The sequence below is a fragment of the Aldersonia sp. NBC_00410 genome (assembly GCF_026342035.1).
Classification (GTDB): Bacteria; Actinomycetota; Actinomycetes; order Mycobacteriales; family Mycobacteriaceae; genus Aldersonia.
The window spans coordinates 126,350-150,166 of sequence record NZ_JAPENM010000001.1 but is presented as its reverse complement, the minus strand read 5'-3'; the positions used below and the strand labels follow the sequence as shown (position 1 = coordinate 150,166).

Below are 23,817 nucleotides of genomic sequence, written 5' to 3'. Positions count from 1 at the left end.
GACGTTGCCGATGGCACTTCGTCGATCAATTCGGTTGGCTCGACTCGGCAGGTCGAACCGGCTGTTCTTCTTCCCGAGCGACAGTGTGCGTGCTCGGTTCGTGCGGTTGGTCGCAGACCACGACCACGACCCCGGCGACCGCAACGCCGCCGGTTCGCAACGCGTCGGCAACCCTGGCGAGGTCACGTCGGCGGGTGCTTCCGGCCACGGCGACGATAATCACCGCGTCGACACATCCGCTCACGACCGCGACACCGACAATGTCGGCGGCCGTCGAACTGAGCACGAGATGGGCGTAATCCCCGTGCAGTTCGGCGAGCGCTACCTTCAACGAGCCTGCCGACTCGAGGTCGAGCGAGTCATCTGCACTGGCGCCCGCACGGAGAATATCCAGCAACGGGTCGTCGGTGTTACGCACGGCACTCGCGCGCGACGGGCCATCGTGCAGCAGCGAGCGCAGTCCAGGCGCGGACTCGTCGTCCTCGGCTGCGGTATCGATGAGCAATACGTGCTCGACCCCGCCGGTGAGAAGTCGCGCGAACTCGGTCGCAGGGAAGCTGTCACCCGCCGTCGGAGTCACGCCGACCGCGAGCCACGTGCGCTTGTCGCCGGAGTCGTCGCCGGTCCCAATCAGCCGAGTTCGCAGCAGTCGGTCGCGGTCGAGGCCAGAGCTCGTCGCGGATGATTCGCTGCGGGTCGTCCCGAGCAGCGCAAGTCGGGTCGCGGCGGCAGCGTCACCGCCCGTACGCACGATCGGGTCGGTGCGCGAGCGCAGCCAGACTCCGATCACTCCGAAGATCAATCCGGCGAGCACACCGAGCAGAGCGAACGTCGGCAGGCCGCGATTCTGCCGGGTGGGTTCGGACGCCGAACTCACCACGGTCGTCTGGATTCGCTGGCTGTCCGAGCCGGTCGGCGATTCCATCGCCGTCACGTACGCGACGAAGTGCCGTGCGAGCGAATCCGCCGTCTGCCGTGCCTCGTCGGCGGAGTCGCCGACCACCTCGACGTCGAGCACGGTGGTCTTGGGGACGACCGCGGCATTGATCCGGTTGGCAAGCTCCGCTGCCGAATACGGCAGGTGCAGGTCATCGACCACGCGCTGGTCGACGACCGAACTCTTCAGCAGACTCAGGTAACTCGTCGTCCGGGCGTACTCCATTTCGAGGTTCTGATACGAGGCTGCGGTGGAACTGCCCCGCGCGGTCACCATGAGCTGGACCGAGGACGTGTACCGAGTCGGGATCAATGCACCCGCCACCAGTGCGACGGCAACACACACCACGAACACGACCGCGAACGTGCGCCACCGCAGCCGCAGAATGTCAATGGATTCCTTCAGATTCATCACACGTCCGCGCTTTCCGTGGGGGCGGGTGTTGTCGATTCGGTTGTGCCGCCCGGCCGGACGAGGACCGCGATCCGCTCGACTTCGGGCGGAAGGGCACGGTTCGCTTGCTGCAGCGTGTCCTCGTCGATGCCGCCGAGTGGAACGAGAAGCACGACAACATCGACCGCGCTACCGAGTAGGTCGAGTTCGACGGAGCCGAGCGCGGGCGGACAGGTGACGACGACCCATCGGTGCTGGGAACGCATGTCGTCGAGCCGGCTGCGGGCCGCGGCAAGGTCGCCGGGACCGGCGTGCGGTGACGTCTCGGTGTGGATCGCAGAGCCGGTCAGTTGGTCGAGCGCGGCGGCCAATTCCGGGCCGTATCCAGCCGCCGTCTGCTGCGGTGCAGCGGAGGTGAGGGCGAGGACCCCCGAATCGGACCGGATCGTTCGCAACAGCGCGCGGGCCACGAGCCGTGGCGAGTCGTTGTCGCCAGCGAGTGGTCCGAGCACAGTCAGACCGGTAAGGCGTGCCACGTCGGCCCTATCGCGGACCGTCCGGTCGAAAACAGAGCGCAGTGTCGCGACGCCCGCGCCGAGCAGAGCGCCGATAAGCGCGGCGGCTAGTAGCGCCGCAGGCACCGGTAGCCCCCAGGCGAGGGTGCGGGTGGACCGGCTGGGCGGATCGACGGTCACGAGTTCGGCGCGTGGCACCACCGATCCGGTCACCGATTCCAGTTGCGCGACCTGCCGCGCGAAGACGGTGACGACCATGCCGGCCGTGCGCTGGGTCTGTGCCGCATCGTCGCCATTGACAGTGATGTCGATCAACACTGTGTTGGGCCGATTCGTCGCGCTGATCCGGCTTGCGAGCTGCGTCGGGTCGATGTCCAGTCCCAGGCTGGCCACCACTTGGGCAGCGAGGTCGGGGCTGTCGGCGATGTCGGCATAGGTCGGTGCGCGATGCCTGGCGTAGGTGTCGCCGCCGTCGATTGCCTTGCTGACATCGCCCGGCGTGCGGACGAATACCGTCGCCGTCGAACGGTACAGCGGCGGTGCCACCAGCATCGCCAATATCACGACGGCAAGGCCGAGCGCTGCCGCGACGGCGACCCAACGCCAGCGCAGGCGAAGGGCCCGGCTGTAGTCCGCGAGTGCTTGGGTCACCATTTCGCCGCCGTTGCCGCTGCTGTCAGGGCAGTCACCAGCGCAGCCCCCATCTCGTCGGTGCCTTCTTGGTTCGGATGCCGTCCGTCCGCGCCGACCAGTTGGGATGTATCCGCGCGCTCGAACCGGGGATCGGCGAGCGGGTCGACGAACACCACGCCGCGCGCTGCCGGCTCGGCACCGAGGCGGGCAAAGAAGGCGTCGTCGTAGCCCAGATCATCCGCAGGCCGGACGAGTTCACGCGGCCGCACGAGCACGATTTGCGCGTCGGGCCAAGCTTCTCGAGCACGCGCGAGTGTGTTGACCATCTCGCCGTACACCACCGAGGCGGGCGCGAAGACGTCGTTGCGGCCGCCGTCCAACACGACGTAGTCGGGCCGGTTGGTGGTGGCGAGCTCGGTGATTCGCTCGGAGTAGGAGGTTGTTCGCTGGCCCGTATAGGGGTTCACGACGAAGCGGTTTGCCGAGCCACCACTGAAGTATCCGGTGCCGGGAAGCGCGGCAAGGTCGCATTTCCAGCCCATCTCGGTGGCAGCCATGCATGCGTACGACATCTCGCCGAGGTCCGCGGTCGCGGTGAAACTGTCCCCAATGAACAGTGCGGCGGGTGGTGACGCTGCGACCGGTAACGAGGAGCGCTCAACCTGCGCGTCCGAAACGGGCTCGCGCGGCCAGACCAACAGCGCACTACCGGCGACAATCACCACCGCAAGTACTACCGACGACAACAGGAAGATATGGCGGCGAACGAATCCCCGCGCGCTCATGTGTCGACCTCCGTGTGCAGCCACGCTGCGATCCGGTCGGCCAATACCGCTTGTCCGGCGTCGGTCGGGCCGGTGTCGTCGGACCGCATGAGATCGGGTGTCAACCAGGGCGGGTCGAGTGCATCGCAGAACGACAACCCGGCGGCGTCTGCGCCGTCGCCGATAGCGGTGGCCAGTCGCGCGATCGCGTCGGGCACCGGAGTCTCGTACCAGGTCGGGCCGATCACGAGCGTGCGGACGCCGCTGCGGTCCAGCTTTCCGAGTACTTCGGTGATTCCGTGGTCAACTCGCTCCGGATCGGTGCCGGCGTCGCTACTGCCGCCGACCACAAGCACGATGTCCGGATCGCCTGCGAGTGCGCGGTCTACCTGGTAGGTAAAGGCGTATCCGCCCCGGCCGTCGGCGACATAACCTGCGTCGGGAAGGGCGCTGTTCGAGACGGCCCAACCCGTCTGCTGGGCCAGCAGTGTCGGCCAGACCACGAGGTTCTGCGTGCCGACCGTCTCGTAGCCACCGACGACCGCGATGCGCAGCGGCAGCGGGGGAGCAGCGTCGGCGTCGCCGCGCATGGTCAGCACCGTCGCGGTCACCAGCGCGGTGACGAGCACCAGCGCCAGTGCACCCCATATCGGTGGCGTCCTTACGAGTCGCCTCAAGTCCGATATCCCGCCACTTCTTTGTAGATACGATCCAGAACCTCGGCCACCGCGGACATGGTGAACTCGTCGGAAACGGTTCGCCGGCCTCGTTCACCCATGCGTCGAGCCGCTCCGGGATCGAGCAGGAGTGTGCGCACTGCTGCGGTCATGGCTATGACATCGGCCGAAGCAACGATTCCGCTACCGGTCCGCTCGATCGTTTCGGCGAGACCGCAGTCAGTGGCCACCACGACCGGGATCCCGACCGACATCGCCTCCAATACCGCCATCGGGAACGGCTCGGCCATCGCAGGTAGGACGAAGACGCTCGCCGTGGCCATCCGCGCCGGCACCGCGGCCGGAGCGAGCGGCCCCAGCCATTCGATGCGCGGCTCGCCGGCGATCGCCGTTTGCACGGCCGCGCCTTCGCCCTCGTCGGGGCCGATCAGGCTGAACTGGGCTTGGATACCTTCGGCGAGCAGCGCGTGCGCGATCTCGACGAATGCCGTCGGCCGCTTACGGGCGTGCAGGCGAGCGGCGAAAAGTACCTCCGCTTCACCGGTCTGAGTTGGCCATAGTGGTGGCCGCGGAACACCGTTGCGCAGCGGTACGAGCCGCAGCCTCGGACCGGCGACCACGATGAGCTGGGCCCGTTCGAGCGGTGTCAGATGGAAGACGGCGCGTGCGTCCCGAAGCACCGGCCGGGTGCCGAACATGTCCAGGGGCGCCGCAAGGGGATGGTGCGACGGAATGACCATGCCGTGGGTCTGCACGACGTACGGGACGCGACGTCGCGCGAGGGCCGCAGCGGGGAGTGTCACCAGGTCACGTCCGAGGTGGAAATGCGCGACATCGAAATCGCCGGCGTGCCGACGGAACCAGCGGATCAGCGCCGGTGCGCCGAGCCCGGCGAAACCGGTCCGCGGTAGGAGCGTCCGGGCGGGAAACAACCGCAGCGCGACCCCATCGAGCGCTGTTGGCGCCCGTTGGTACCCGCGCGTTGCGGCAGCGACGGTCACTTCATGGCCGAGAGCGACCAGGGCCTGCGCCTGATTGAGTGCCACCCGCACCGGGCCGCCGTAGGCGCCGTCCGGGCTGACCAGCGTGACGACGTGCAGAATCCGCACCTGTCAGCCTGGCTGCACGACCGGGTCGGGGGTCCGCACGAGAGCCCCCGGCGGGACGTCCCGGCCGATCACGCAGCCTGCACCGATGACGGTGTCGGCGCCGATGGTCACGCCGCGCAGCACCGTCGAGCGCAGACACAACCACGCGCCGTCCTCGACGGTGATCGGCGCGTTGTCGAACTCGAATGTGGGGGACTTCCGGTCGTGACTGCCGGTGCAGAGATAGACCTGTTGGGAAATGCACACATCCGAGCCGATTCGGATGTCGTCGAGGTTGTAGAGCTCCGCACCGACGCCCACCCACGAATTGTCCCCGATCCTGAGTTTCCACGGCCACTGCACGCGAACCTGCTGCTTGATGAGCACGCCGCGGCCGATTTCGGCCCCGAACCAGCGCAGCAGTGCACACCGCAGCCGGCTGGGGCACCACACCCGGATAAATACCAACGTGGACACGGCAACCCAGAGCGACTGTGCGACGATGCCCCGGCCCTTGTCGTACGGCCGGCCACGCCGAGCCGCCAGCGAACGTCTGGCAGACAATCCGGTCATCGGACATCCCTTGCTCGATCCATGCCATGGCTGCACTCGTAACGGTATGCGGTAGGACCCGATTTGTAGCGGAGAGCGTTGGTCGCGCGGTCTCCGCTGGGTCGAAAGGGGGCGGATCAATGACCGTGACAGCTGCTGTGCCCGAAACAGCCTTGCCTCCGTCACCACGGACGTTCGCGCAACGCCAGCAGATCCGCCGCAACGTGCTGGCCCAGGGCGCCGTGTTCGGCGTCGGCGCGCTGTCCTTCGTGCAGATCGCGAACTTCACCGCGACCGGGTTGTCCATCGCCTGTCTGCTCCTGGTCCCCGGCTACCTGTTCGTCGGGCAGCGCGCAGTGGATCTCGTGCCGGTGGTGCTTGCTGCGTTGGGCTGGCTCGGATACCTCGTGGCGTGTGTCGTGAATGGCGCCGATCCGTTCGGCCCGACCGCCCTGGCACCGCTTGCATTCGGGCTGTATGTCATGGGCCTCACCGTGCTGGTCGGCCGCTCGATCCGGTCGATCCTTACCGTGCTGGCCGGAATCGCCGCCGGGACGGTGCTCTATCACGTGATCTGGGGCATCGAACTCACCAACACCGGCAGCTTCCTGGATCTGTGGAAGTACGGGATCGCGGGCGCAGTGACGATTCTGGTGCTGTTCGTGCTGGTCGTACTAGGCGTCCGGCCGGCATTCCACCCGCTGGCGTTGGGGCTCCTGGCTGTGGTGAGCCTCGTATTCAACTATCGTTCGCATGCTCTGATCTGCCTGGTCGCCGCAATGCTGCTGTTCACCGGCAGGGTCATCGCGCCGCGGGTCGGGCGTGGCTGGCAGTACGTCGCAGTGTTCGGTGGCGCCGCCGTCTTCGCCGTCCTGATGCCGATCGTCGCGCGGGCAGGTTTGCTCGGCTCGGCCTTGCAGGCGAAGATCGCGCAGCAAGACGCGAGTCACCTACCGATCTTGTTCGCTGGACGGACCGAGCCTCCGTTGTCCTTTACCGCGATCGCTGCACACCCGTTGGTCGGCTGGGGGAGCGTCGATCGCGTCACGCCAGAGGTGGTCACCGACGCGGTGCATCTGGCTATTCGGCTCGGCTACGCTCCGACACTTCCGTTCGATCTCTACTGGCGAATCCCGCCGGATTACACCGCCCTGCACTCGATCCTGCTCGGTTCCTGGGCCGAGGGTGGGGTGCTCGCGCTGCTGTTGCCGGTGTGGTTGCTCGGCGCCTGTGTCGCGCTGATGTGGAATCACCCGCGCTTCGGAGTCTGGTCGGCCATGGTCGTTACCGTTGCGATCCAAGGAATCTGGGACCTGCTGTACTCGCCGTGGAGCTACAACCTCCTTCCGGTCTACGCATGCATCGCGCTGCTGTTCGTGGCGATGCCGCCTGCCTCGGCGACGACCCCGGCGCCCCGCGTCGGACGCGCGCGTCGTGGTTTCGGATGGCGCCGCGAGTGAACGGATCGATGCCGGCAGTCAGCGTCGTCATTCCCACCGTGGGTAGGCAGACGTTGGGCCGAGCCGTCCGGTCGGTGCTTGCACAAACACTGTCACCGGTCGAAATAGTGGTTGTTGCCGACACACTTGCTCCCGTTCCGCTACCGGCCGATCCGAGATTGTCACTGCTGCGCGCCGGACCGGGCGCCGGTTCCGCTCGCGCGCGCCAGATCGGTATCGACGCGGCGCGCGGTGATGTCGTCGCTTTGCTCGACGACGATGACGAGTGGCATCCGGAGAAACTCGCGCGGCAATTGGAGGCAGTGGCCGATCGCCCGACTGCCGACTGGGTCGTGACTTCGCGCAGTGACGTCATCGGTCCTGGCGTGCGTCGACGGGTCTGGCCGCGTCGGGTTATCGAACCCGGCCAATCCGTTGCCGATTACCTCTACCGCCGGACCGACCTGCGATCGGGTGGAGCAGTGCTGCAGACCTCGACACTGAGCTTTCCCACACGGCTCGCTCGCGTGGTCCGCTGGGACGCGAACCCGGACGCGGCGCACGACGAAGCCACCTGGCTACTCGGACTACAGGAGTCCGTACCGCAGTTGCGAATCGTGCAACTCGAAGAGACGCTTGCGACGTATTACATCGGCGACGCGTCGCTATCCAACTCGCGCCTCGATCGGTCGGCGGAATACATCCAGTGGGGATTGGCGCACCTACGCGACGAGCCGGCCCGGGTACGTGGGGACTACCTGTGCACGAGCCCGGTGAGTGCCGCGGTTTCGGCCGGGTCGATCCGGTCGGTTGGCTCCGCGCTGTATGCATCGGTCCGCTACGGGCGCCCGGGCCCGTACGCGTTGGCCTACGCGGCGGGCAACGCGGCTCGGCTTGTCGCGCAGCGGATCTGGTCGGCGTTCGCACGGTGGAACCGCGGATGAGTCCCGTTCTTCCGAAGGTGTCGGTCGTAACGATCTCCTTCCGGGACATCGCCGGGCTGGAGCGCACGCTGTCCAGCGTGCGCGCCCAGCGTGGCGAATTCGACCTGGAGCATGTCGTGATCGACGGCGGCTCGGGCGACGCGGTGAGCCAGTACCTGCGTGGGAATTCCGCGGCGTTGGCGTACTGGCAGTCACGCCCGGACGGTGGACGTTACGACGCGATGAATCAGGGAAACGCGCACGCCACTGGGGACGTCGTGTGGTTCATGCACTCGGGGGATCGGTTCGCCGATCCGGACGCGATCGCCGCGGCACTGCATGCGCTCGGTCCCGGCCGGCGTGGCCGCTGGGGGTTCGGCCGGGCGAACTTGGTCGACGGTAGCGGAGGCACGTTGCGGGACTGGGGCTATCGACGGTTCCGCTTGCGCCGCTTCGCGCTCGGGGATCGGCCGATTCCGCACCAGGCTGCCTTCTTCGGCGCCGACCTGGTCCGCCGGGTCGGCCCGTACGACGTTCGGTTCGGCCTCGCGGCCGACCAGCTGTACATGCTGCGAACCGCGCTGCACGCCCCGCCGGTGGTGCTCGACAGAGCGGTGTGCGACTTCGACACGACAGGTGCCGGGTCGACACGGTCTGTTCGCGAGCACTACCGCGACGTGCGCCGGGTTCTGGACGAGACCGGCTACTTTCCGTTGGGTGGGCGCAGGACGTCCATGGCGGGGGTCGCAATCGCCGAGGGGGTCGCGGGCGGGAAACTCGCCATCCGCCGGGTGCTCGGGCGATGATCGCGCACGGAACCGGGCGGTTGGCACCGGACGAACATCGCGCGGTGCTGCGCGGCACCGTGTATCGCGTCGTCGGAACTCCACTGATTGCCGCGCTCGGCCTACTCAATACCGCGATTATCGTGCGTGAAACCGGCGCGAACGTGTTCGGGCTCGTGTCGCTGGTTGGGACGTTTACGTTGCTCTTTCCCTTCGTCGACCTCGGCATCGGCATGACGGTCATGAGCGCGGCCGCGAATCTCACCGGCGCACAGCGTGATCCGAACGCGGTCGATGTAATCCGTCGTGGATACCGGGTACTTGGCGCGGTCGCCCTGGCGATCACGGGGATGGCACTCACCGTCATGGCCTTCGACAAGTGGTCTGTGTTCCTCGGTATCTCCACCGGGCCCGCGGATCGGTGGGCGATCACGGCGGCCACAGTGCTATTCGCGGCGACGATTCCCGCCGGGCTCGGCACTCGGATCCTGATCGGCATCGATCGCAATCAATTCGCCACGGTCGCTCTGATGAGCAGTTCCGCCTTTACGCTCGGCGCTACATTAATCTTGGCAGGCATCGGCGTCGACGGAATCTGGTTCGCGATGTCCTCGCTCACCGGAGTTCTCGTCAGCCACCTGATCGCGACCGTGCTCGCCCTGCGTATCTCGGGTCTCGGGTGGTCGGCATTCGGTTCGGTCAGCGTGGCAGGGCGCGGAAAACGGCTGCTGGCGGGGAGCCTGTGGCTGTTCGTCGCCGCGATCGGCGTACCCATCGGGCTGCACGGCGGACGACTCCTGCTTGCACATCTGTCGACTCCAGTGCAGTTGTCGAACTATGCGTTGATGGCCCAGTTATACGGACTGACGTGGTCGGTGATCAGCACTGCGGGAGTGGCATTCTGGCCGATCTTCGTCCGACGGCGCGCGGAGACGGAAGCGACCATCCGCATGTGGTGGCAGGTCACGGCAGCGTTCAGTGCGATGGGCGTTGTCGGCGGGTGCGCACTCGCCGCGTTCGGCCCGTGGACCGGGACGTGGTTGTCGGGCGGCGCCATCGAGATCTCCGTTCCTCTTGCGCTTGCCTTCGGTGCGCTCCTGGTGCTGCAGAGTGCGCACCTACCTGCGGGGGTCTTGCTGACGCGGCCCGCCGAGGCGCGCTGGCAAGCGGGTTGCATCGCCGTGATGGCATTGCTTGGTCTCGGTCTTGGCGCGGTGCTCGCAGGGCCGATCGGCGCCGCCGGAGTGGTGGGAGCGGCGCTGATCGGTGTGCTGGTGGGACAGGTGATTCCCGATCTGACCTGGGTGCCGAGGCTGGTGCGTCGCAGGACGGATCAGCTCGTCGACGCGCGACCTTGATCGTCGGTCGACGTAGGCAGGATGAGGGGTCGCGCCAGTGGAGCGACGACAGTCTGTCCAGCAGGGACGTCGTGGACCACCGTCGCATTTGCGCCGACCGTGGCGCCATCGTGCACCGTGATGTTTCCGACGACGACCGCCCCCGCGCCGATCCGGACATGGTCGCCGATCGTCGGCCGCCCGCGTCTGTCGTAGCCGACGGTGACCTGTTGGTTGATCCAACAGTCGCGCCCAATCTGTTCGGCACTGACGACGGTCGCCAATCCGTGCTGTACGAAGAGTCCCTGGCCGATGAACTTGGCGTCGAGCAGGAGGCTGGGCGCAGGTCGGTACACGGCGCGAAGGACAAGCCGCACGGCCGACGGCGATCCGCGGAGGCGGTAATGCAGCAGCGTGCGGAACTCGGGCAAGGCGGCGGCCAGGTAGGCGAACCGTGCATAGGGCTGTAATCGGCGCAGCCCGTCATCGCCGATGCATTCGATCCAGCGGTCCACCTCGTAAGCGACGATTTCGCCAGCGGCAGATCGGGTAACCGCTCGCCACAGGGGATAGGTCCACAGGCGAGCTGCGGCGATTCGCAACGCACGGTCAGTCGGCATGCACGCGATCCTCACGCACGGAGGTCCACAATTCATCCTCGGGACCGGCCCCGTCCGGTACCGCGTAATAGCTGATATGCCCCGAACGCATGTTTCGCAGCGACACAACGAGTCGGCTCAGGTCCGTCCAGGACCAATCACTGTCCAGATCCAAATGGGTCGACAGAATGTCGAGGAACCGGTAGAGGTCGCGCGGGTCCCGGCGCATCTCCTGGTGCAGCGTCGCGCGCAGCACCTCTTTCATCATCAACTGCTGCTTGCGGATCCGCGCCTGTTCTTCGTGCCCCGCCGAGACCGGCGCTCCGATGTAGGCGGTGACATCGGCAGCAGGGATCGTGACGTAGGTGTTCGGGTACGGCTGAAACGCAGCTCCATCGAGCGCGATCTCCACATCGCCAGCGACGTGGTCTAGGTCGGCGATCGCCTGCCAGTCCAGCACTGCCAGATGGTCGAGATATACGCCGCTTCGATTCTCCAGATCTTGTGCGAGCGCCGTCAGATCGGCGCTGTGCCATGTCGGCGCGTCCGGCCCACACACCGCCGAATCGGGAACCGAGATGAAGGACGCCGCGTTACGGTCGGCATCGATATGGAAGATCATGAGCGACACGCACCGGTCGGCGACTGTGCCGAGCACCGCGATGTTCACAGTGCCGCCCGCCTCGGCAGATTTCGCCGGCCGGTCGGTAAGGCTATCGAGATCGACGTCGACCTCGCCGATCTGCCGGTACAACGAGATCGGCAGGACCGTCGCAGCCACGACGAGCGCACCTAGGACTGCGAGCGCGACGAGTGCCCAGCGCAGCCGTCGCGAACGCCGGTGCGTGCTGGGGGTGGTCTCAGGATCCGCTGTCATGTCGAGGTATCCGGGCTCCGGTGGCGGCGATGCCGAGGTGGCTGGGACGGGCTGGAACAATGGACGGCGTGGTCGCTCAACACTTGACGCAGGACACCCGGATCTTCATCGCGGGGCACCGCGGGCTGGTTGGCGCCGCATTGTGGCGGCATTTCGCGGCGCGCGGCTACGACGCGTTGATCGGTGCGGGATCGCGTGAGGTGGACCTGCGGGACCCGGGAGCCACCCGCGACTTTCTCGAGCGGACCCGTCCGCAGGTGGTCATCGACGCCGCCGCCCGCACGGGTGGCATCGCGGCGAACATGACGCGCCCGGTCGACTTCCTCTCCGACAACCTCCGGATCCAGTTGAACCTGCTCGACAGCGCGGTTTCTGTCGGCGTGGATCGGCTGCTGTTCCTTGGCTCGAGCTGCATCTATCCCAAGTTCGCCGATCAGCCCATCTCTGAGGACGCGCTGCTCACCGGGCCGCTGGAGCCGACGAACGAGGCGTACGCGATGGCCAAGATCGCCGGCATAATGCACGTGAGATCGATTCGCCGCCAATACGGACTGCGCTACATCTCCGCGATGCCCACCAACGTGTACGGGCCGGGGGACAACTTCAATCCGCACGATAGCCACGTGCTGCCTGCGATGATCCGCCGGTTCTATGACGCCGCGCGAGGCGGGGCCGAAAGCGTGACGTGCTGGGGTAGCGGCACACCGCGGCGCGAGTTCCTGCACGCCGACGACCTCGCCGCCGCGTGCCATCACCTGCTCGACCATTACGACGACGAGCGTCCGATCAATATCGGCACCGGAACCGACTGCAGCATTGCCGAATTGGCGAGCATGGTGGCCGATGCCGCGGGATTCGAGGGCGTCATTCGTTGGGACGACAGCAGGCCGGACGGCACGCCGCGCAAACTCATCGACATCGTCCGGCTCACCGAACTCGGCTGGACGGCGAAAATAGGTCTGGCCGACGGCCTGAAAAGTACCTACGAATGGTTCGTCGATCATCAGGACGACTACCGAACCTGATCGAGATTGCGGTCGAACCATCGACCTTGCATTGGCTTCACGAAGCGCGCCGGAGTACCCGCCCACAGCCCTTGCGGTGTGTCGGACGTGTCGTCGAGGCGTGTCAGTGTCGAGCCCGCGGCGAGCATCGAGCGGGAAGGGAGACGCGAGTCGCGCAACAGAATGCAGCCGGTTGCGACGAATCCCCGGTCGCCGACCTCGATTCGGCCTACCGTCTCGCAGTTGGCCACAAGGTCGAGCTCGTGGGTCTGAAATGTGCTGCGCTGTCCGCCGATTGCGCTGAGCTCGCCGATAGTAACCACACCGGAACAGTCGAAGTAATGCCGGGACGTGACGAAACTGTCGCGGCCGATCTCGAACGTGCCGTTGCCGGGGGAATCATTGCGGTACCGCGGATGCGCACTGAACCAGTTCCACGAACCGATGCGGGCGTTGTCGTGGGCCACGACCGCGACCATGTCACGGAACACATTGAACGAGGCAATTTGGACGCCGTCGTCGAGCACGAACCGGCCGCACCCGACGACGAGTGTGGGTGCGAGCGTGACGCCGCTCCCGATGGCGTGTCCGAACCGCCTCAGCAGTGCGTTCTTCCAGCGCCCGGACGGGCACAGCCACACGATTGCGTGCAGTGCCATCAGCACTTTCGCCAATTGCGCTCTCCGTTCGATCAGATCGGACGTCGGTCCGGATCGGGAACGCCCCGCCAGCCGGTCAGACTGGGCCGGTCGATCCAGGGACGCTCCGAGTTGCCGGAGAGCAATTCGACGTCCGCATCGACCATGATGCGGACCAGTTCGGGCAACTGCACGCGCGGCTGCCAGTCCAGCGCGGTCCGGGCCTTGGTGGCGTCGCCAATGATCGAATCCACTTCGGCGGGCCGCAGATACCGCTCGTCGAAGAGCACATGCTGGGTCCAGTCGAGGCGGGCGTGATCGAAGGCCAGCTCGAGAAACTCGCGCACAGTGTGGCCACGTCCCGTTGCCAGTACGTAGTCATCTGGTTTGTCGCACTGCAGCATGCGCCACATTCCCTCGACGTACTCGGGCGCGTAACCCCAGTCCCGTACGGCGTCGAGATTCCCGAGATACAGGTGCTCGTCGAGACCCGCCTGGATGCGCGCAACGGCACGGCTGATCTTGCGCGTCACGAAGGTCGGCCCTCGGCGGGGCGATTCGTGATTGAAAAGAATGCCGTTGACGGTGTACATCCCGTATGCCTCACGATAGTTCCGAGTTGCCCAGTACGCGAAGACCTTCGAGACGCCGTACGGCGAGCGCGGGTGCATTGGTGCATCCTCGTTCTGCGGCGGCGGCGTGCTGCCGAACATTTCCGAGCTCGACGCCTGATAGAACCGGCACGGTAGGTCGAGCTGGCGGATCGCCTCCAGCAGTCGAAGCGAGCCCAGCCCGGTCGTCTCAGCGGTGTACTCCGGTTCGTCGAAGCTCACCCGGACATGTGGCTGCGCCGCGAGGTGGTACACCTCGTCGGGCCGGATTCGGGTCAGCAGAGTCATCATCCGGGTGGCGTCGAGCAGATCGCCGTAGTGCAAGAACATCCGCGCGTCGGGGGTGTGCGGGTCGACGTACAGATGGTCGATCCGGGTGGTGTTGAACGTCGAGCTCCGCCGGATGATGCCATGCACTTCGTAGCCCTTGTCGAGGAGGAACTCGGCGAGGTACGAACCGTCCTGTCCGGTGATCCCGGTGATCAGCGCGCGTCGAACCGTCAAGTGTCCCCCTGGACCACGGCCTGCCGGTGGCGGTTCGCAGCGAGGTCGCGAATCCAGGTCTCGTACCGGTCGAGCGCCGCAACCGCAGACAGGTTGGCTTCACTGTAACGGCGACCGGCCGCGCCGAGCCGGTACATCAGCTGCCGATCGGAGCCGAGTCGAACAGCTTCGTTCAACAACAGGTCCGGCCGACCGGCCGGTACGTGAATACCTGCGCCGGACGCGGCAATCTCGCGGGCCGTGAATCCGTGGTCGTCGGCGGCGGCGAGAATCGGTTTTCCTACGACGAAATACGAGGTCAGCTTGCTCGGCATCGCCATCTGCGCGACCCCGGGCAACTCGTTGACGAGCAACACGTCGGCGGCGCCGAGTGCGGCGGGGAACCGCGCGTCGGAGACCGGCGCAATGAACTGCAACTCGGGCACGTCGGCGGCAATGTCGTGCAGGTGCCGCCGTTGATGGCCGTCGCCGAGCAGGACGAACTTGACCCGGGCGCCGCGGGACGCGCCGAGCCGTGCTGCCGCAATCACGTTTTCGAGCCCCTGCTTGCTGCCCATGTTTCCTGCGTGCAGCACCACGAGTTCGTCGTCGCGCCACCCCTGTTCGCGGCGAAACGCGGCGCTCTCCCGTGGCGTCGGAGCCGTCACATGCGACCAATTGCGGATCTCGCGGACTCGATCGTGAGCGACGCCGAACTTGGTGATCAGGTCATCCGCGAAACCCTCATGAATCACGGCAACGCCGTCCGCCGCGCGGGTCACGAATGATTCGACCGCGCCCACTGCGCGGGTTGGACTGGATGCTTGAGCGCCCATCTCGACCAGGGCGCGGCTGTAAACGTCGTGGACAAGCACGCCAACGGCGGGACCACGAGCCGAGAGTCGGGACCTCGCCGCGCACAAAGCGGAGGCGAGCAGCGGCGGGCTGATACAGACCACGACGTCGGGCCGGCGCCAGCCGGCGGTGACCACCTGCAAGCCGAATGTCAGTTCCATCAACGCGCGGGACTTCGCGGACTGTCGGCGGGGCACGAAATGACGGAAGCGTCGCAGCCGGACGCCTGCGGCGTCTTCCGTCGAACGCAAGTGTGCGTATCCACTGAGGCGCTCCCATTGCGGGTAGTGCGGTTGGCCGGTGAACACCTGGACGTTGTGACCGCGGGCGGCGAGCCCGGCGGCGAGACCGGTCGTGTACGGGGCGATACCAGTGGTCTCGGGCGCGTAGTTGATTCCGACGATGGCCACGGACAAGGTCTTCTGCGCCGCCGAGTTGAGCGCTGCCGCGGATGGCGACTCGCTGGCCTTGCCGAGCGGCATGGCATGCAGTGCAGAGTCACGAAACGGGGACGATGCGCCGACGACGGTGGGCATGAGGTTCAAGTCCGGCCCCGGCTTTCTTCGGTGGGTGGCGATTGCTTTCGCAAGGCCGTTGGACCGCTATGCCTCGCTACATCGTTGCGCTGGGCGGCGCATCGACCGGATGCTATCGACGATCCATCACCAAATTGTCGGGCGTTCATCGATCGTTGTTACAAGCCAGCTAATTACCGGCGACCTCGCGCGCCGCCGGCGCCCGGCGGCCGCGCTGCGCGACAAAGGTCTTCAGCCGGTCCAGGCCGTTCTTGCCGCCGATCGACATCGCCGCGCGCTTGGCGGCGGAGCGTCCGGACTCGCGCACGAGGCGGCGCGGACGATCGACCAGCAGATCGCGCATCCGGGCTGTGGACGTCGGCTCGGCGACGTCGTCGAGCACGCCCGGAAACCGGTCACGATGCGGTGCGGGGGAGACCAGCCTGCCGCGGACGCGATTGCTGACGTTGGCCCCGTGGATCACCTGCAGCCACGCTGGGGCGCCGCCGATCTCGAGAGTGGGCATCGTGGTGCCGAGCAGATTGTGCCAATCGGCCCAACAAGTCCGCGGCGCCGACCAGTTCTCGCGAACCGAGCAGAACGCATTGTGTGGATCGTTGCGGAAGTAGACGGCGGACGGGCTCTTGATCAAGCCGTTCGCCAGATATACCGCAGCCCGCTCATGATGGGTCGATATCCGTTGCAGCCGATCGGTGAAGTCGACGGCCAGCCCGTCGTCGTTGTCGAGGTTTGTCGTGATGAGCACGTCGCCCGGCGCGGTAATCAGGTTGCGAAGGTCGGCCACCAGATCTGCCGGCTCGACCTTTGTGCGGTACAGCGGGACATACCCGCCCGCATCGGTATGGGCAGTGATGCGCTCGTGCAACCACTGTGGGCTCTCCGGGTCGAAGTAGACGATCCACCGGAAATTCTGGTTGCGTTGAGCTCGAACCGACGGCAGGCAGTAGCGCTCGAACAAATCCACCCGGCTGCGCAGCCAACCCTCCTTCGCGCGGATCAGGCTTTCCGCTCCTGCAGAGGGAAGGTTGAACCGAGTCACGAGGATATGGTCTGCGGCGGCGTTCATCGGCAATCCCCGGTCGGTGCGGTAGCGGCGGGCCTTCGGCGAATCTTGCTCTCCAACTGACGAATTCGTGGCGCCATCGCGCGGCGAGCGCGTTCGGCGCGACGCAAGCCGGCACCCACCGGACCGTCGGCCACCGACATGGCCGACGTGCCGAGCGCGGTCGCGCGATAGCTCCCGGCGTGCAGCGCGTCGATGACCGCGGTCCAGTCGTCGGTGCGGTCCGATTCGACCGTGACAGACAGTGGAAACAACTGGCGGGGACCGTGGAAGTCGAGCCCGACGAACGGTCCGAGCCCAAACTGTTTGGCGGTGCGGGCCGCCCACTCATTCGGTGCCACGCCGTCGTACTTCCGGTTCCACACTTCGATGCCGGTCAGGTGCGGGACCCAGCGTTCGTCGAACCGGGCGTGTGCGTGCGCGCGCGCAGGGTGGGCGAACACGGTCACCGCACCGGCCGAATGCCCCTCCTTGAGGATGTCCAGCACGGGCAGGCTGCGCCCGAGGAATGGCACGTCACCGAAGACCGGGATGTGCACCACGTGGTCTGGGTCCTGGTATTCGATACCGGGAACCATCAGAAATCCGCCGGCACCGACCGCGGCGCATTCCTCGACGAGTCGTCGCCGACGATCCTCGGTCATCGTGCGATCGTGATCGCAGATCAGCGCGCCGTCGAAGCCGACTCGGCGAAGTGTGCGTGCGAGCTTCGGTAGCGGCCAGTCGCAGTCGTCCGACCAGGACGAATGAATGTGCGACGCGAGTCGCAGGTGTCGGGTCATATCGAATTCCTCCGCAGCGACTGCAGTTGGTCCGCCAGGGTGCGCCACGTGTCGGCCACGGCCACCTTCGGTTGGCGGCGATTCCAGTTGTAGACGCGGTCGCCGCGCCGAATACGCAACAAATCCCGGACGGTGCGGCCACGGCGCGGCCAATCGGCGACTCCTGCCGACTGTGGACCACGCACAACGAAGGCGAGATGGACGGCTTCGCGCCCGAGGTGGCGGGCGCGGATGTGCGGCGGCGCCGATGGTGCCGACGGTGAACGCGGTAGCGCCAGCGCATCCTGGACGGCCCAGGCCGGATACTCGAAGCCCCGCCCGGTGGCCAGGGCCAAACTGCCCCAAGCCCGACCGTTGAGTTCCATGAACCACGCCCGGCCCGCGGCGTCGCGGAGGAACTCCGCCATGAACAGACCGCGCCAGCCGAGCCCGTCGAGCATGTCGGCAACACCTGCCCGCAATGCGGAATCCACCTCGACCGATTCGCACGCCGAGGATGCCGAACCGGCCGGGTTGACCATTCGGATCCGGCGATGCGCGCTCCACGGGGTGTCGCCGCTCGGCCCGACGGTGCCGAACAGGCCCTCACCGCGGCCGCGGATCACCGGTTGGACGAGCAATGGTCCCGAGGAGAGTTGTGTCCGCGCCTGCGCGAGTTCGGCGGCGCTCGCGCAGATGCGGCCGGTCGGACGGACCAGCCCTGTGCCCTGGATACGAATTGCGTCGGCGGGTTTGATAATGATCGGCTCGGTTGGCGGCTCGATCTCCGCAACGGTGGCCACCACGTTGGTGTCGGGTACGAGTAGCCCGGCGGCTGCGGCAGCCTTCAGTTGGGCCGCCTTGTCCAGTGCGACGTCGATGCCGAGGGACGATGGCCCAGCGACGATGCACTCGGTCGGACCGAGTTCGCGGGTGAGCCACAGTGCCGCGTCGTCGAGCGGCAGAAACGCGTCCGGACGATATTTGCGGATCACCTCGCGGACCTCGGCCAGGCATCCCGCGACGTCGGCTTCGGGTGCGGGCACCCGATGGAGTTCGACGCCGTCGGCGAACCTTAGCGGTGGTCTGGTGCCGTGTCGGGCGAATGCGATCACGCGCATGCCCGACCGTTGCAGCGACCAGGTCGCCTCGATTGCTGCGAAGGACTCGGCAAAGCCGACGAGGACGGTGGTCATCGCCAACGCTTCACGGTTTGCGCCGCGCCCCGGCGCATCCGATCTGGCCATGGCCCATCCGGATCGTCGAGTCGTCGGCGGATGGATTCCGCTGTGTCGGAATGGATTACCGAGTACCGGCTGCGTACCCAGGAGCCCGCTCGTGAGGTGCCCTCATCGACGCTATACACCCGGTGGTAGCCGTGGCGTCGAAGCAGATTCAGCACACGACGATCGTATGACCCGCGCGGGCATGCTGCATTCACCGGACGAATCCCGGTCTCGCGCTCGATGATTCGCGCCGATTCGCCGACCTCCTCCTCGAGCTCGTCGAGCGTGGGGACCTCGCGCCAGGGCAGGTGGCGCAGACCGTGATTGCCGATCACCATGCCGGCGTCACGAAGTTCACGGACTTCGTCGGGGGACAGTGACCCGGGCTGTCCGAGTCGCCCGCCGATCACGAAGAACTCCGCGCGCATATTCCGGCGCAGTAATCCGGGTAGACCGTAGACGAAATCGGAGGCGTTCGCGTCGTCGAAGGTGAGATCCACTGGGCGCGGATGAGCGGCGATCACGTCGAGGATCTCCTCATACATTGCCGGCTCTATCCAGAACCGCTCCTCGCCCGGCTCGAGCTCGCGTTCGGGCGTGCCGATTCCGTGGAAGCAGATGGTCGCAATCCGGTTCGTCGCAAGCATCACGCGCTCCGGCCGGATGTGTCGATGCGCGTCTCCGCCGTCGGCAGTTCGCTCCACCTGCGCCGATTCGCGACGATGCCGAGGGCGTACCGGTGGCCCGACACCGATGACGCTCGAAGCATATGACCGAGCACGACTGCGGCACGAAAGCACGCCGTTCGCACAGGACCGTTGTACCGCTCGAAGTATCGGACGCGGTTCACGGAGAGCAGCGCAAGTAGCGCAGCCGAGGTCCCCGAGCCGCCGCCATGGTGCATGGCATATGCGTCCGAGTCGTAGCGGACAGTGAATCCGAGGCCGCGCGCCCGACGGGCATAGTCGGTCTCCTCGGAGTACAGGAAGAAGGTCTCGTCGTCCCACCGCCCCACGCGGTCATTGCACTCGGCGGAGACCACCCACGCGGCACCGCCCGCCCACGCGACTTCGCGAGGCTCGTCGTAGTCCGATGGCCGACGCAGGTCGTCGGTGAGCCAGCGCGGGCGCATCGGCCAGTGGTCACCGAACACGGCGTCCCCCAACGCGCCATGCACCGATGATTCCCGACGCAGATCCCGAAACACCTCGCCGTCGGGTGCGGTCAGTTTCGGCACGCTGATTCCGACGGTGCCCCGCAATCCGTGTACGAGGACCTCGAGGCACTTGGGTCCCAGGGTGAGGTCCGGGTTGAGGATTGCGAGGTTCGTGTGGCCAAAGTGGTCACGCGCGACGTTGATCGCCCCCGAATAACCGAGGTTCGCACCAGTCTGGATCACCTGTACTCCCGGATACCGGCGGGCCACCGCGACGGAGTCGTCACTTGACGCGTTGTCGACGACGAGCACCGATAGGGTCAGCGATCCGGCGGCGGCGGGCAGCGAATCCAACAGCGCCTCGAGATGGTCCGCGCTGTTGTAGGTGACGACGGCGACGGCCAGGCTGTCCGGGATATTTCGATTCATGTTCTCGCTACCGTCCGCGGCGGGCCAGCATCGAGCGCAGCGCTCGACGACGATTGGGGTGTCATGCAGCCAAGTCGGGACGAATAGGGGCGACGTTACAGACCCAGCCACTTTGCCGCTATCCCGCGCGGGCGCCGATCCGACCCGGCCGCCGCTCGGTGGACGGATTTCGCCCGCGCGGAGATGATTTCTGCATGCAGCAGATGTCCGGCTCGGTGATCGTGCCCGCCCACAACGAGTCCGCCGTCATTGCGCAGACTCTCGCGCCGTTGAGCGACACCGCCCGGACGGGGCTCTTGGAGGTGCTGGTGGTGTGCAACGGGTGCACCGACGACACCGCCGCGGTTGCCCGCTCCGTCCCGGGGATCGAGGTGCTCGAGATCGCGGAGGCGTCGAAGGTCGCTGCACTCAACGCCGGCGACGATGTGGCGACGCGCTGGCCCCGGCTGTACCTCGACGCGGACATCCGGATCACCCCGCAGGCAGTCGCCGAGGTGTTCGACGTCCTACGGTCGGGTGAGGTGCTTGCTGCACGGCCGGCCTCCAGGTACGACACAACCGGGGCCAGTCGACCGGTGCGCAGCTACTACCGCGCACGCGCCCGCATTCCGCAGTTCGGTGACGCCTTGTGGGGAGCAGGAGCCTACGGCCTCAACGAAGCCGGGCACGTGCGAATCGGACGGTTCCCGGCCGTCACCGGAGACGACCTCTGGGTAGACCAACAATTCAACCGCACCGAGAAAGCGGTTGTCCCCACCGAGCCAACCCTTGTCGCGACTCCACGGGACAGCCGCAGTCTGATCAGAACGCTGCGACGCGTCTATCAAGGAACCAACGATCAGCCAGGCGGTTCGTCGTCGGGGCGAAGCTTGAAGACCGTCCTGACCAGTGTCCGCGGCCCGCGCTCCGCGATCGACACGTCGGTATATGTCGCGTTTGCACTCGCCGGCCGACGTCGCGGACGCACGCAAGTTCGCTGGGAACGCGACGAGAGCAGCCGCTCCGGCTGAGTCGCTACGCGAACAACGCCCGCCGGTCCGTCCGCATCGACAATCCCCCCGACCCCCGCCACATCCGCGCGACGAGATCGGTGTCCTCATCGGTCACCAGGTTGCCCATCACCCGGACCGCAACACCCATCACCCGGCCCGAGCGCAGTGCACGTGGACCCGCCGTGGGCAGGACGCGGGGGAGTGTGGTGAGCGCGGCGAGCCGCCGCGCCACCGAGAACGCGCGCCCGTAGTGTGCCCGCAGCGTCGCCGGCCACAGCGCAGTGAGATCGGGTGCGTCGAGGAGGTCGGCGAGCATCCGCCCGCCTTCCAGTCCGTAGTCGATGCCCTCACCGTTGAGCGGGTTGACGCACGCCGCGGCGTCACCCACCAGAGCCCAGTTGGGCCCGGCGACCCCGGAGACCGCACCACCCATCGGCAGTAGCGCCGACGACACCGCACGCAGCGGACCTTCGAATTCCCACTCCGCGCTGCGTAGCGTCGCGTACTGCTCGAGCAGTGGGCGCAGCGCGACGTCCGCCGGTCGGCGTGCCGTCGCCAGCGATCCGACGCCGATGTTCACCTCGCCATTGGCCAGTGGGAACACCCAGCCGTAGCCGGGCTGCAGCTTGCCGGACGGATCGCGAAGTTCCAGGTCGGAGCTGATCCACTCCTCGGTACTGCGTTCGGTCTTCGCGTATGCGCGCGCGGCGACGCCGTACGCACTGTCTCGGTGCCAGGTACGGCCGAGCAGCTTGCCGATCGGGGAGCGCACGCCGTCGGCGACGACAAGCGTCCGGCACGCGACGGTGTGCACACCTTCGGGTGTCTGCAGCGTCACCGCGGCGACCCGGGGGCCATCCCGCTCGATATCCACGGCGCGGGCCTGCACGGCACTGGCTCCGGAATCGACGGCGGCCTCGCGGATGCGCGCGTCCAGTTCGGTGCGGGCCACCGCGCTACCGACACTCGGCAGGGCGCCACCAGGCCAGGCGATGACCTGTTCATGGCCGAAGCCGGCGAGCTTCAGCCCACGATTCGTCGCCCGCGCCCGAACCCAGTCGCCGAGGCCGAGCCGATCGAGCTCGGCTACGGCGCGGGGGGTGAGGCCGTCGCCGCAGGTCTTGTCGCGCGGGAACGCCGCCGCATCGACGAGTAGTACTTCGTATCCCCGCCGGGCCGCCCACGCCGCAGCGGCCGAACCCGCTGGACCCGCGCCGACGACGAGTACCTCGGACGCCGTGGGGATGCGGGCAGACTCGACTGATCGGGGATCGGGGGCTGACACGTATCCATCTTCGCAGTGGCACGGCGCTCATGCTTCGCGGTGGCACGGCGCTCATGCTTCGCAGTGGCACGACGCTCATGCTTCGCGGTGGCACGGCGCTCATGCTTCGCGGTGGCACGACACTCATGGCGACGCGCCGCGCAGCACATCGACCGGCTAGGTTCTTAGGGTGGTTTGGAACGCTATGGCGCGAGAAGAGACGGGCACATCCAGCGTGAGCGACGACAACACGACGGTGGCAGGTATCGACCTCGGCGATCCGGAACTGGCGACAGCCGTTCGGACCGGCCTCGCCGAGGTCGAGAAGTTGATGATCGCCGAACTTTCCGAGGGCGAAGACTTTCTGACCGAGGCGGCGTTGCACCTGGTCAACGCCGGTGGCAAGCGGTTCCGGCCGCTGTTCACCGTGCTCACCGCCCAACTCGGTCCCGCGCCCACCTCCCCCGGCATCGTGACCGCGGCGACGGTTGTCGAACTCGTGCACCTGGCCACGCTCTACCACGACGACGTGATGGACGAGGCGAGCATGCGCCGCGGGGCGCCGAGCGCGAACGCGCGCTGGGGTAACAGCGTCGCCATCCTCGCCGGCGACTATCTGTTCGCCCACGCGTCGCGGCTGGTCTCCACCCTCGGTCCCGAAGCAGTACGCATCATCGCGGACACGTTTGCCCAGCTCGTGACGGGGCAGATGCGCGAGACTCTAGGCGCGAAGCAGGAAACCGATCCGGTCGAGCACTACCTCAAGGTGGTCTGGGAGAAGACCGGCTCGCTGATCGCCGCCTCCGGCCGGTTCGGCGCCACCTTCTCAGGTGCTAACCCGGAACACGTCGCGTTGCTCGAGGAACTCGGCAGCATCGTCGGCACCGCATTCCAGGTCTCCGACGACATCATCGACATTTCGTCGGTGTCCGCGCAGTCCGGCAAGACACCGGGCACCGACTTGCGTGAAGGCGTGCACACGCTGCCCGTCCTGTACGCGCTGCGGGAAGACGGTCCCGACGGTGACCGGCTGCGCGATCTGCTCGACGGACCGGTCACCTCGGATGAGGACCTGGCCGAAGCGCTCGCGCTGTTGGGCGAGTCGCAGGGCATGGTGCGCGCCAAGGAACGGCTGGAAGGTTTCGCCGATCGTGCACTCGAGACGCTGGCGAAGCTGCCCGCCGGTCCCGCGAACGATGCGCTGGCCAAGCTGGTGCGCTACACGATCGAGCGCGTCGGCTGACACATCGATCGCTTGGGAACCGGTCCGACCGGCGCAG

The 23,817-nt window shown here is 66.9% G+C and carries 24 protein-coding genes; 7 read left to right on the top strand and 17 right to left on the bottom strand.

The features are described from left to right. Positions 1-25 precede the first annotated feature (25 nt). From OG921_RS00650 to OG921_RS00625, 6 genes are read right to left on the bottom strand one after another with little or no spacing between them, the layout of a single operon-like run. The gene (locus OG921_RS00650) at positions 26-1,348 is read right to left on the bottom strand and encodes a hypothetical protein (RefSeq protein WP_266110417.1); all 1,323 of its coding nucleotides are present in this window, start codon (positions 1,346-1,348) and stop codon (positions 26-28) included. Beyond that, entirely contained in the window at positions 1,348-2,499 is a 1,152-nt protein-coding gene (locus tag OG921_RS00645; protein ID WP_266110416.1) for a YveK family protein, read from the bottom strand. Before OG921_RS00645 ends, OG921_RS00650 begins: the two co-directional genes overlap by 1 nt. Beyond that, positions 2,493-3,263, bottom strand: coding sequence for an SGNH/GDSL hydrolase family protein (locus OG921_RS00640; protein ID WP_266110415.1), 771 nt, complete (start codon positions 3,261-3,263; stop codon positions 2,493-2,495). Before OG921_RS00640 ends, OG921_RS00645 begins: the two co-directional genes overlap by 7 nt. Continuing rightward, positions 3,260-3,919, bottom strand: a complete 660-nt coding sequence (locus tag OG921_RS00635) for a GDSL-type esterase/lipase family protein (RefSeq protein ID WP_266110414.1) — start codon at positions 3,917-3,919, stop codon at positions 3,260-3,262. The genes OG921_RS00640 and OG921_RS00635 overlap by 4 nt, the downstream gene beginning before the upstream one ends. Beyond that, complete coding sequence (locus OG921_RS00630) at positions 3,916-5,028, bottom strand: glycosyltransferase (RefSeq protein WP_266110413.1); 1,113 nt, start codon at positions 5,026-5,028, stop codon at positions 3,916-3,918. The genes OG921_RS00635 and OG921_RS00630 overlap by 4 nt, the downstream gene beginning before the upstream one ends. A 3-nt stretch (positions 5,029-5,031) precedes the next feature. Beyond that, a complete protein-coding gene (locus OG921_RS00625) occupies positions 5,032-5,580 on the bottom strand; it encodes a DapH/DapD/GlmU-related protein (RefSeq protein ID WP_266110412.1) in 549 nt (182 codons plus the stop codon). 119 nt (positions 5,581-5,699) lie between these two features. Between OG921_RS00625 and OG921_RS00620 the strand changes: the two genes are divergently transcribed. Genes OG921_RS00620 through OG921_RS00605 form a run of 4 tightly spaced genes read left to right on the top strand, consistent with a single transcriptional unit; the run spans position 5,700 to position 10,064 of the window. Then, positions 5,700-7,019 (top strand): hypothetical protein, encoded by a 1,320-nt coding sequence (locus OG921_RS00620; protein WP_266110411.1) that lies wholly within the window; start codon positions 5,700-5,702, stop codon positions 7,017-7,019. Positions 7,020-7,027: 8 nt separating this feature from the next. After that, entirely contained in the window at positions 7,028-7,942 is a 915-nt protein-coding gene (locus OG921_RS00615; RefSeq protein ID WP_266110410.1) for a glycosyltransferase, read from the top strand. Next, positions 7,939-8,727 (top strand): glycosyltransferase, encoded by a 789-nt coding sequence (locus tag OG921_RS00610; RefSeq protein ID WP_266110409.1) that lies wholly within the window; start codon positions 7,939-7,941, stop codon positions 8,725-8,727. The genes OG921_RS00615 and OG921_RS00610 overlap by 4 nt, the downstream gene beginning before the upstream one ends. Next, on the top strand, positions 8,724-10,064 hold the full coding sequence (locus OG921_RS00605; protein ID WP_266110408.1) for a lipopolysaccharide biosynthesis protein: 1,341 nt from the start codon (positions 8,724-8,726) through the stop codon (positions 10,062-10,064). The genes OG921_RS00610 and OG921_RS00605 overlap by 4 nt, the downstream gene beginning before the upstream one ends. On the opposite strand, the gene OG921_RS00600 is transcribed toward OG921_RS00605, so the two are convergent. Continuing rightward, on the bottom strand, positions 10,040-10,663 hold the full coding sequence (locus OG921_RS00600; protein ID WP_266110407.1) for a serine acetyltransferase: 624 nt from the start codon (positions 10,661-10,663) through the stop codon (positions 10,040-10,042). The two genes, OG921_RS00605 and OG921_RS00600, sit on opposite strands and share 25 nt — an antisense overlap. Then, positions 10,653-11,519, bottom strand: a complete 867-nt coding sequence (locus OG921_RS00595; protein ID WP_266110406.1) for a hypothetical protein — start codon at positions 11,517-11,519, stop codon at positions 10,653-10,655. Before OG921_RS00595 ends, OG921_RS00600 begins: the two co-directional genes overlap by 11 nt. A 59-nt stretch (positions 11,520-11,578) precedes the next feature. Here OG921_RS00595 and OG921_RS00590 point away from each other — a divergent pair, with 59 nt between their 5' ends. Further along, complete coding sequence (locus tag OG921_RS00590; RefSeq protein ID WP_266111000.1) at positions 11,579-12,544, top strand: GDP-L-fucose synthase; 966 nt, start codon at positions 11,579-11,581, stop codon at positions 12,542-12,544. On the opposite strand, the gene OG921_RS00585 is transcribed toward OG921_RS00590, so the two are convergent. The 8 genes from OG921_RS00585 to OG921_RS00550 all read right to left on the bottom strand — a co-directional run bounded on the left by OG921_RS00585 (position 12,532) and on the right by OG921_RS00550 (position 20,281). Then, a complete protein-coding gene (locus OG921_RS00585; protein WP_266110405.1) occupies positions 12,532-13,197 on the bottom strand; it encodes a hypothetical protein in 666 nt (221 codons plus the stop codon). The two genes, OG921_RS00590 and OG921_RS00585, sit on opposite strands and share 13 nt — an antisense overlap. Positions 13,198-13,214: 17 nt before the next feature. Continuing rightward, complete coding sequence (gene gmd, locus OG921_RS00580; protein ID WP_266110404.1) at positions 13,215-14,276, bottom strand: GDP-mannose 4,6-dehydratase; 1,062 nt, start codon at positions 14,274-14,276, stop codon at positions 13,215-13,217. Then, positions 14,273-15,646, bottom strand: a complete 1,374-nt coding sequence (locus tag OG921_RS00575; protein ID WP_266110403.1) for a glycosyltransferase family 4 protein — start codon at positions 15,644-15,646, stop codon at positions 14,273-14,275. Before OG921_RS00575 ends, gmd begins: the two co-directional genes overlap by 4 nt. Positions 15,647-15,815: 169 nt before the next feature. Continuing rightward, positions 15,816-16,685, bottom strand: a complete 870-nt coding sequence (locus tag OG921_RS00570) for a glycosyltransferase (protein ID WP_266110402.1) — start codon at positions 16,683-16,685, stop codon at positions 15,816-15,818. Positions 16,686-16,708: 23 nt separating this feature from the next. Next, the gene (locus OG921_RS00565; RefSeq protein WP_266110401.1) at positions 16,709-17,491 is read right to left on the bottom strand and encodes a PHP domain-containing protein; all 783 of its coding nucleotides are present in this window, start codon (positions 17,489-17,491) and stop codon (positions 16,709-16,711) included. Further along, complete coding sequence (locus OG921_RS00560; RefSeq protein WP_266110400.1) at positions 17,488-18,717, bottom strand: hypothetical protein; 1,230 nt, start codon at positions 18,715-18,717, stop codon at positions 17,488-17,490. The genes OG921_RS00565 and OG921_RS00560 overlap by 4 nt, the downstream gene beginning before the upstream one ends. Then, positions 18,663-19,343 (bottom strand): polysaccharide deacetylase family protein, encoded by a 681-nt coding sequence (locus tag OG921_RS00555; protein WP_266110399.1) that lies wholly within the window; start codon positions 19,341-19,343, stop codon positions 18,663-18,665. The genes OG921_RS00560 and OG921_RS00555 overlap by 55 nt, the downstream gene beginning before the upstream one ends. Next, complete coding sequence (locus OG921_RS00550; RefSeq protein WP_266110398.1) at positions 19,343-20,281, bottom strand: glycosyltransferase family 2 protein; 939 nt, start codon at positions 20,279-20,281, stop codon at positions 19,343-19,345. Before OG921_RS00550 ends, OG921_RS00555 begins: the two co-directional genes overlap by 1 nt. 194 nt (positions 20,282-20,475) lie before the next feature. Here OG921_RS00550 and OG921_RS00545 point away from each other — a divergent pair, with 194 nt between their 5' ends. Beyond that, positions 20,476-21,291 carry a glycosyltransferase family 2 protein gene (locus OG921_RS00545; RefSeq protein WP_266110397.1) on the top strand — a complete coding sequence of 272 codons (816 nt, stop codon included), beginning with the start codon at positions 20,476-20,478 and terminating at the stop codon, positions 21,289-21,291. A gap of 4 nt (positions 21,292-21,295) precedes the next feature. On the opposite strand, the gene OG921_RS00540 is transcribed toward OG921_RS00545, so the two are convergent. Continuing rightward, complete coding sequence (locus OG921_RS00540; RefSeq protein WP_266110396.1) at positions 21,296-22,558, bottom strand: geranylgeranyl reductase family protein; 1,263 nt, start codon at positions 22,556-22,558, stop codon at positions 21,296-21,298. Between the two features lie 184 nt (positions 22,559-22,742). On the opposite strand from OG921_RS00540, the gene OG921_RS00535 reads away from it, so the two are divergent. Beyond that, entirely contained in the window at positions 22,743-23,780 is a 1,038-nt protein-coding gene (locus OG921_RS00535; RefSeq protein WP_266110999.1) for a polyprenyl synthetase family protein, read from the top strand. The last annotated feature ends 37 nt before the right edge of the window (positions 23,781-23,817 follow it).

Bases quoted from the DNA above. Each gene is read 5' to 3' on its own strand.
- OG921_RS00650 (WP_266110417.1), bottom strand. From the start codon at position 1,348: ATGAATCTGAAGGAATCCATTGACATTCTGCGGCTGCGGTGGCGCACG.
- OG921_RS00645 (WP_266110416.1), bottom strand. From the start codon at position 2,499: ATGGTGACCCAAGCACTCGCGGACTACAGCCGGGCCCTTCGCCTGCGC.
- OG921_RS00640 (WP_266110415.1), bottom strand. From the start codon at position 3,263: ATGAGCGCGCGGGGATTCGTTCGCCGCCATATCTTCCTGTTGTCGTCG.
- OG921_RS00625 (WP_266110412.1), bottom strand. From the start codon at position 5,580: ATGACCGGATTGTCTGCCAGACGTTCGCTGGCGGCTCGGCGTGGCCGG.
- OG921_RS00620 (WP_266110411.1), top strand. From the start codon at position 5,700: ATGACCGTGACAGCTGCTGTGCCCGAAACAGCCTTGCCTCCGTCACCA.
- OG921_RS00615 (WP_266110410.1), top strand. From the start codon at position 7,028: ATGCCGGCAGTCAGCGTCGTCATTCCCACCGTGGGTAGGCAGACGTTG.
- OG921_RS00610 (WP_266110409.1), top strand. From the start codon at position 7,939: ATGAGTCCCGTTCTTCCGAAGGTGTCGGTCGTAACGATCTCCTTCCGG.
- OG921_RS00605 (WP_266110408.1), top strand. From the start codon at position 8,724: ATGATCGCGCACGGAACCGGGCGGTTGGCACCGGACGAACATCGCGCG.
- OG921_RS00600 (WP_266110407.1), bottom strand. From the start codon at position 10,663: ATGCCGACTGACCGTGCGTTGCGAATCGCCGCAGCTCGCCTGTGGACC.
- OG921_RS00595 (WP_266110406.1), bottom strand. From the start codon at position 11,519: ATGACAGCGGATCCTGAGACCACCCCCAGCACGCACCGGCGTTCGCGA.
- OG921_RS00590 (WP_266111000.1), top strand. From the start codon at position 11,579: ATGGACGGCGTGGTCGCTCAACACTTGACGCAGGACACCCGGATCTTC.
- OG921_RS00575 (WP_266110403.1), bottom strand. From the start codon at position 15,646: ATGCCCACCGTCGTCGGCGCATCGTCCCCGTTTCGTGACTCTGCACTG.
- OG921_RS00565 (WP_266110401.1), bottom strand. From the start codon at position 17,491: ATGACCCGACACCTGCGACTCGCGTCGCACATTCATTCGTCCTGGTCG.
- OG921_RS00560 (WP_266110400.1), bottom strand. From the start codon at position 18,717: ATGGCCAGATCGGATGCGCCGGGGCGCGGCGCAAACCGTGAAGCGTTG.
- OG921_RS00555 (WP_266110399.1), bottom strand. From the start codon at position 19,343: ATGCTTGCGACGAACCGGATTGCGACCATCTGCTTCCACGGAATCGGC.
- OG921_RS00550 (WP_266110398.1), bottom strand. From the start codon at position 20,281: ATGAATCGAAATATCCCGGACAGCCTGGCCGTCGCCGTCGTCACCTAC.
- OG921_RS00545 (WP_266110397.1), top strand. From the start codon at position 20,476: ATGCAGCAGATGTCCGGCTCGGTGATCGTGCCCGCCCACAACGAGTCC.
- OG921_RS00535 (WP_266110999.1), top strand. From the start codon at position 22,743: ATGGCGCGAGAAGAGACGGGCACATCCAGCGTGAGCGACGACAACACG.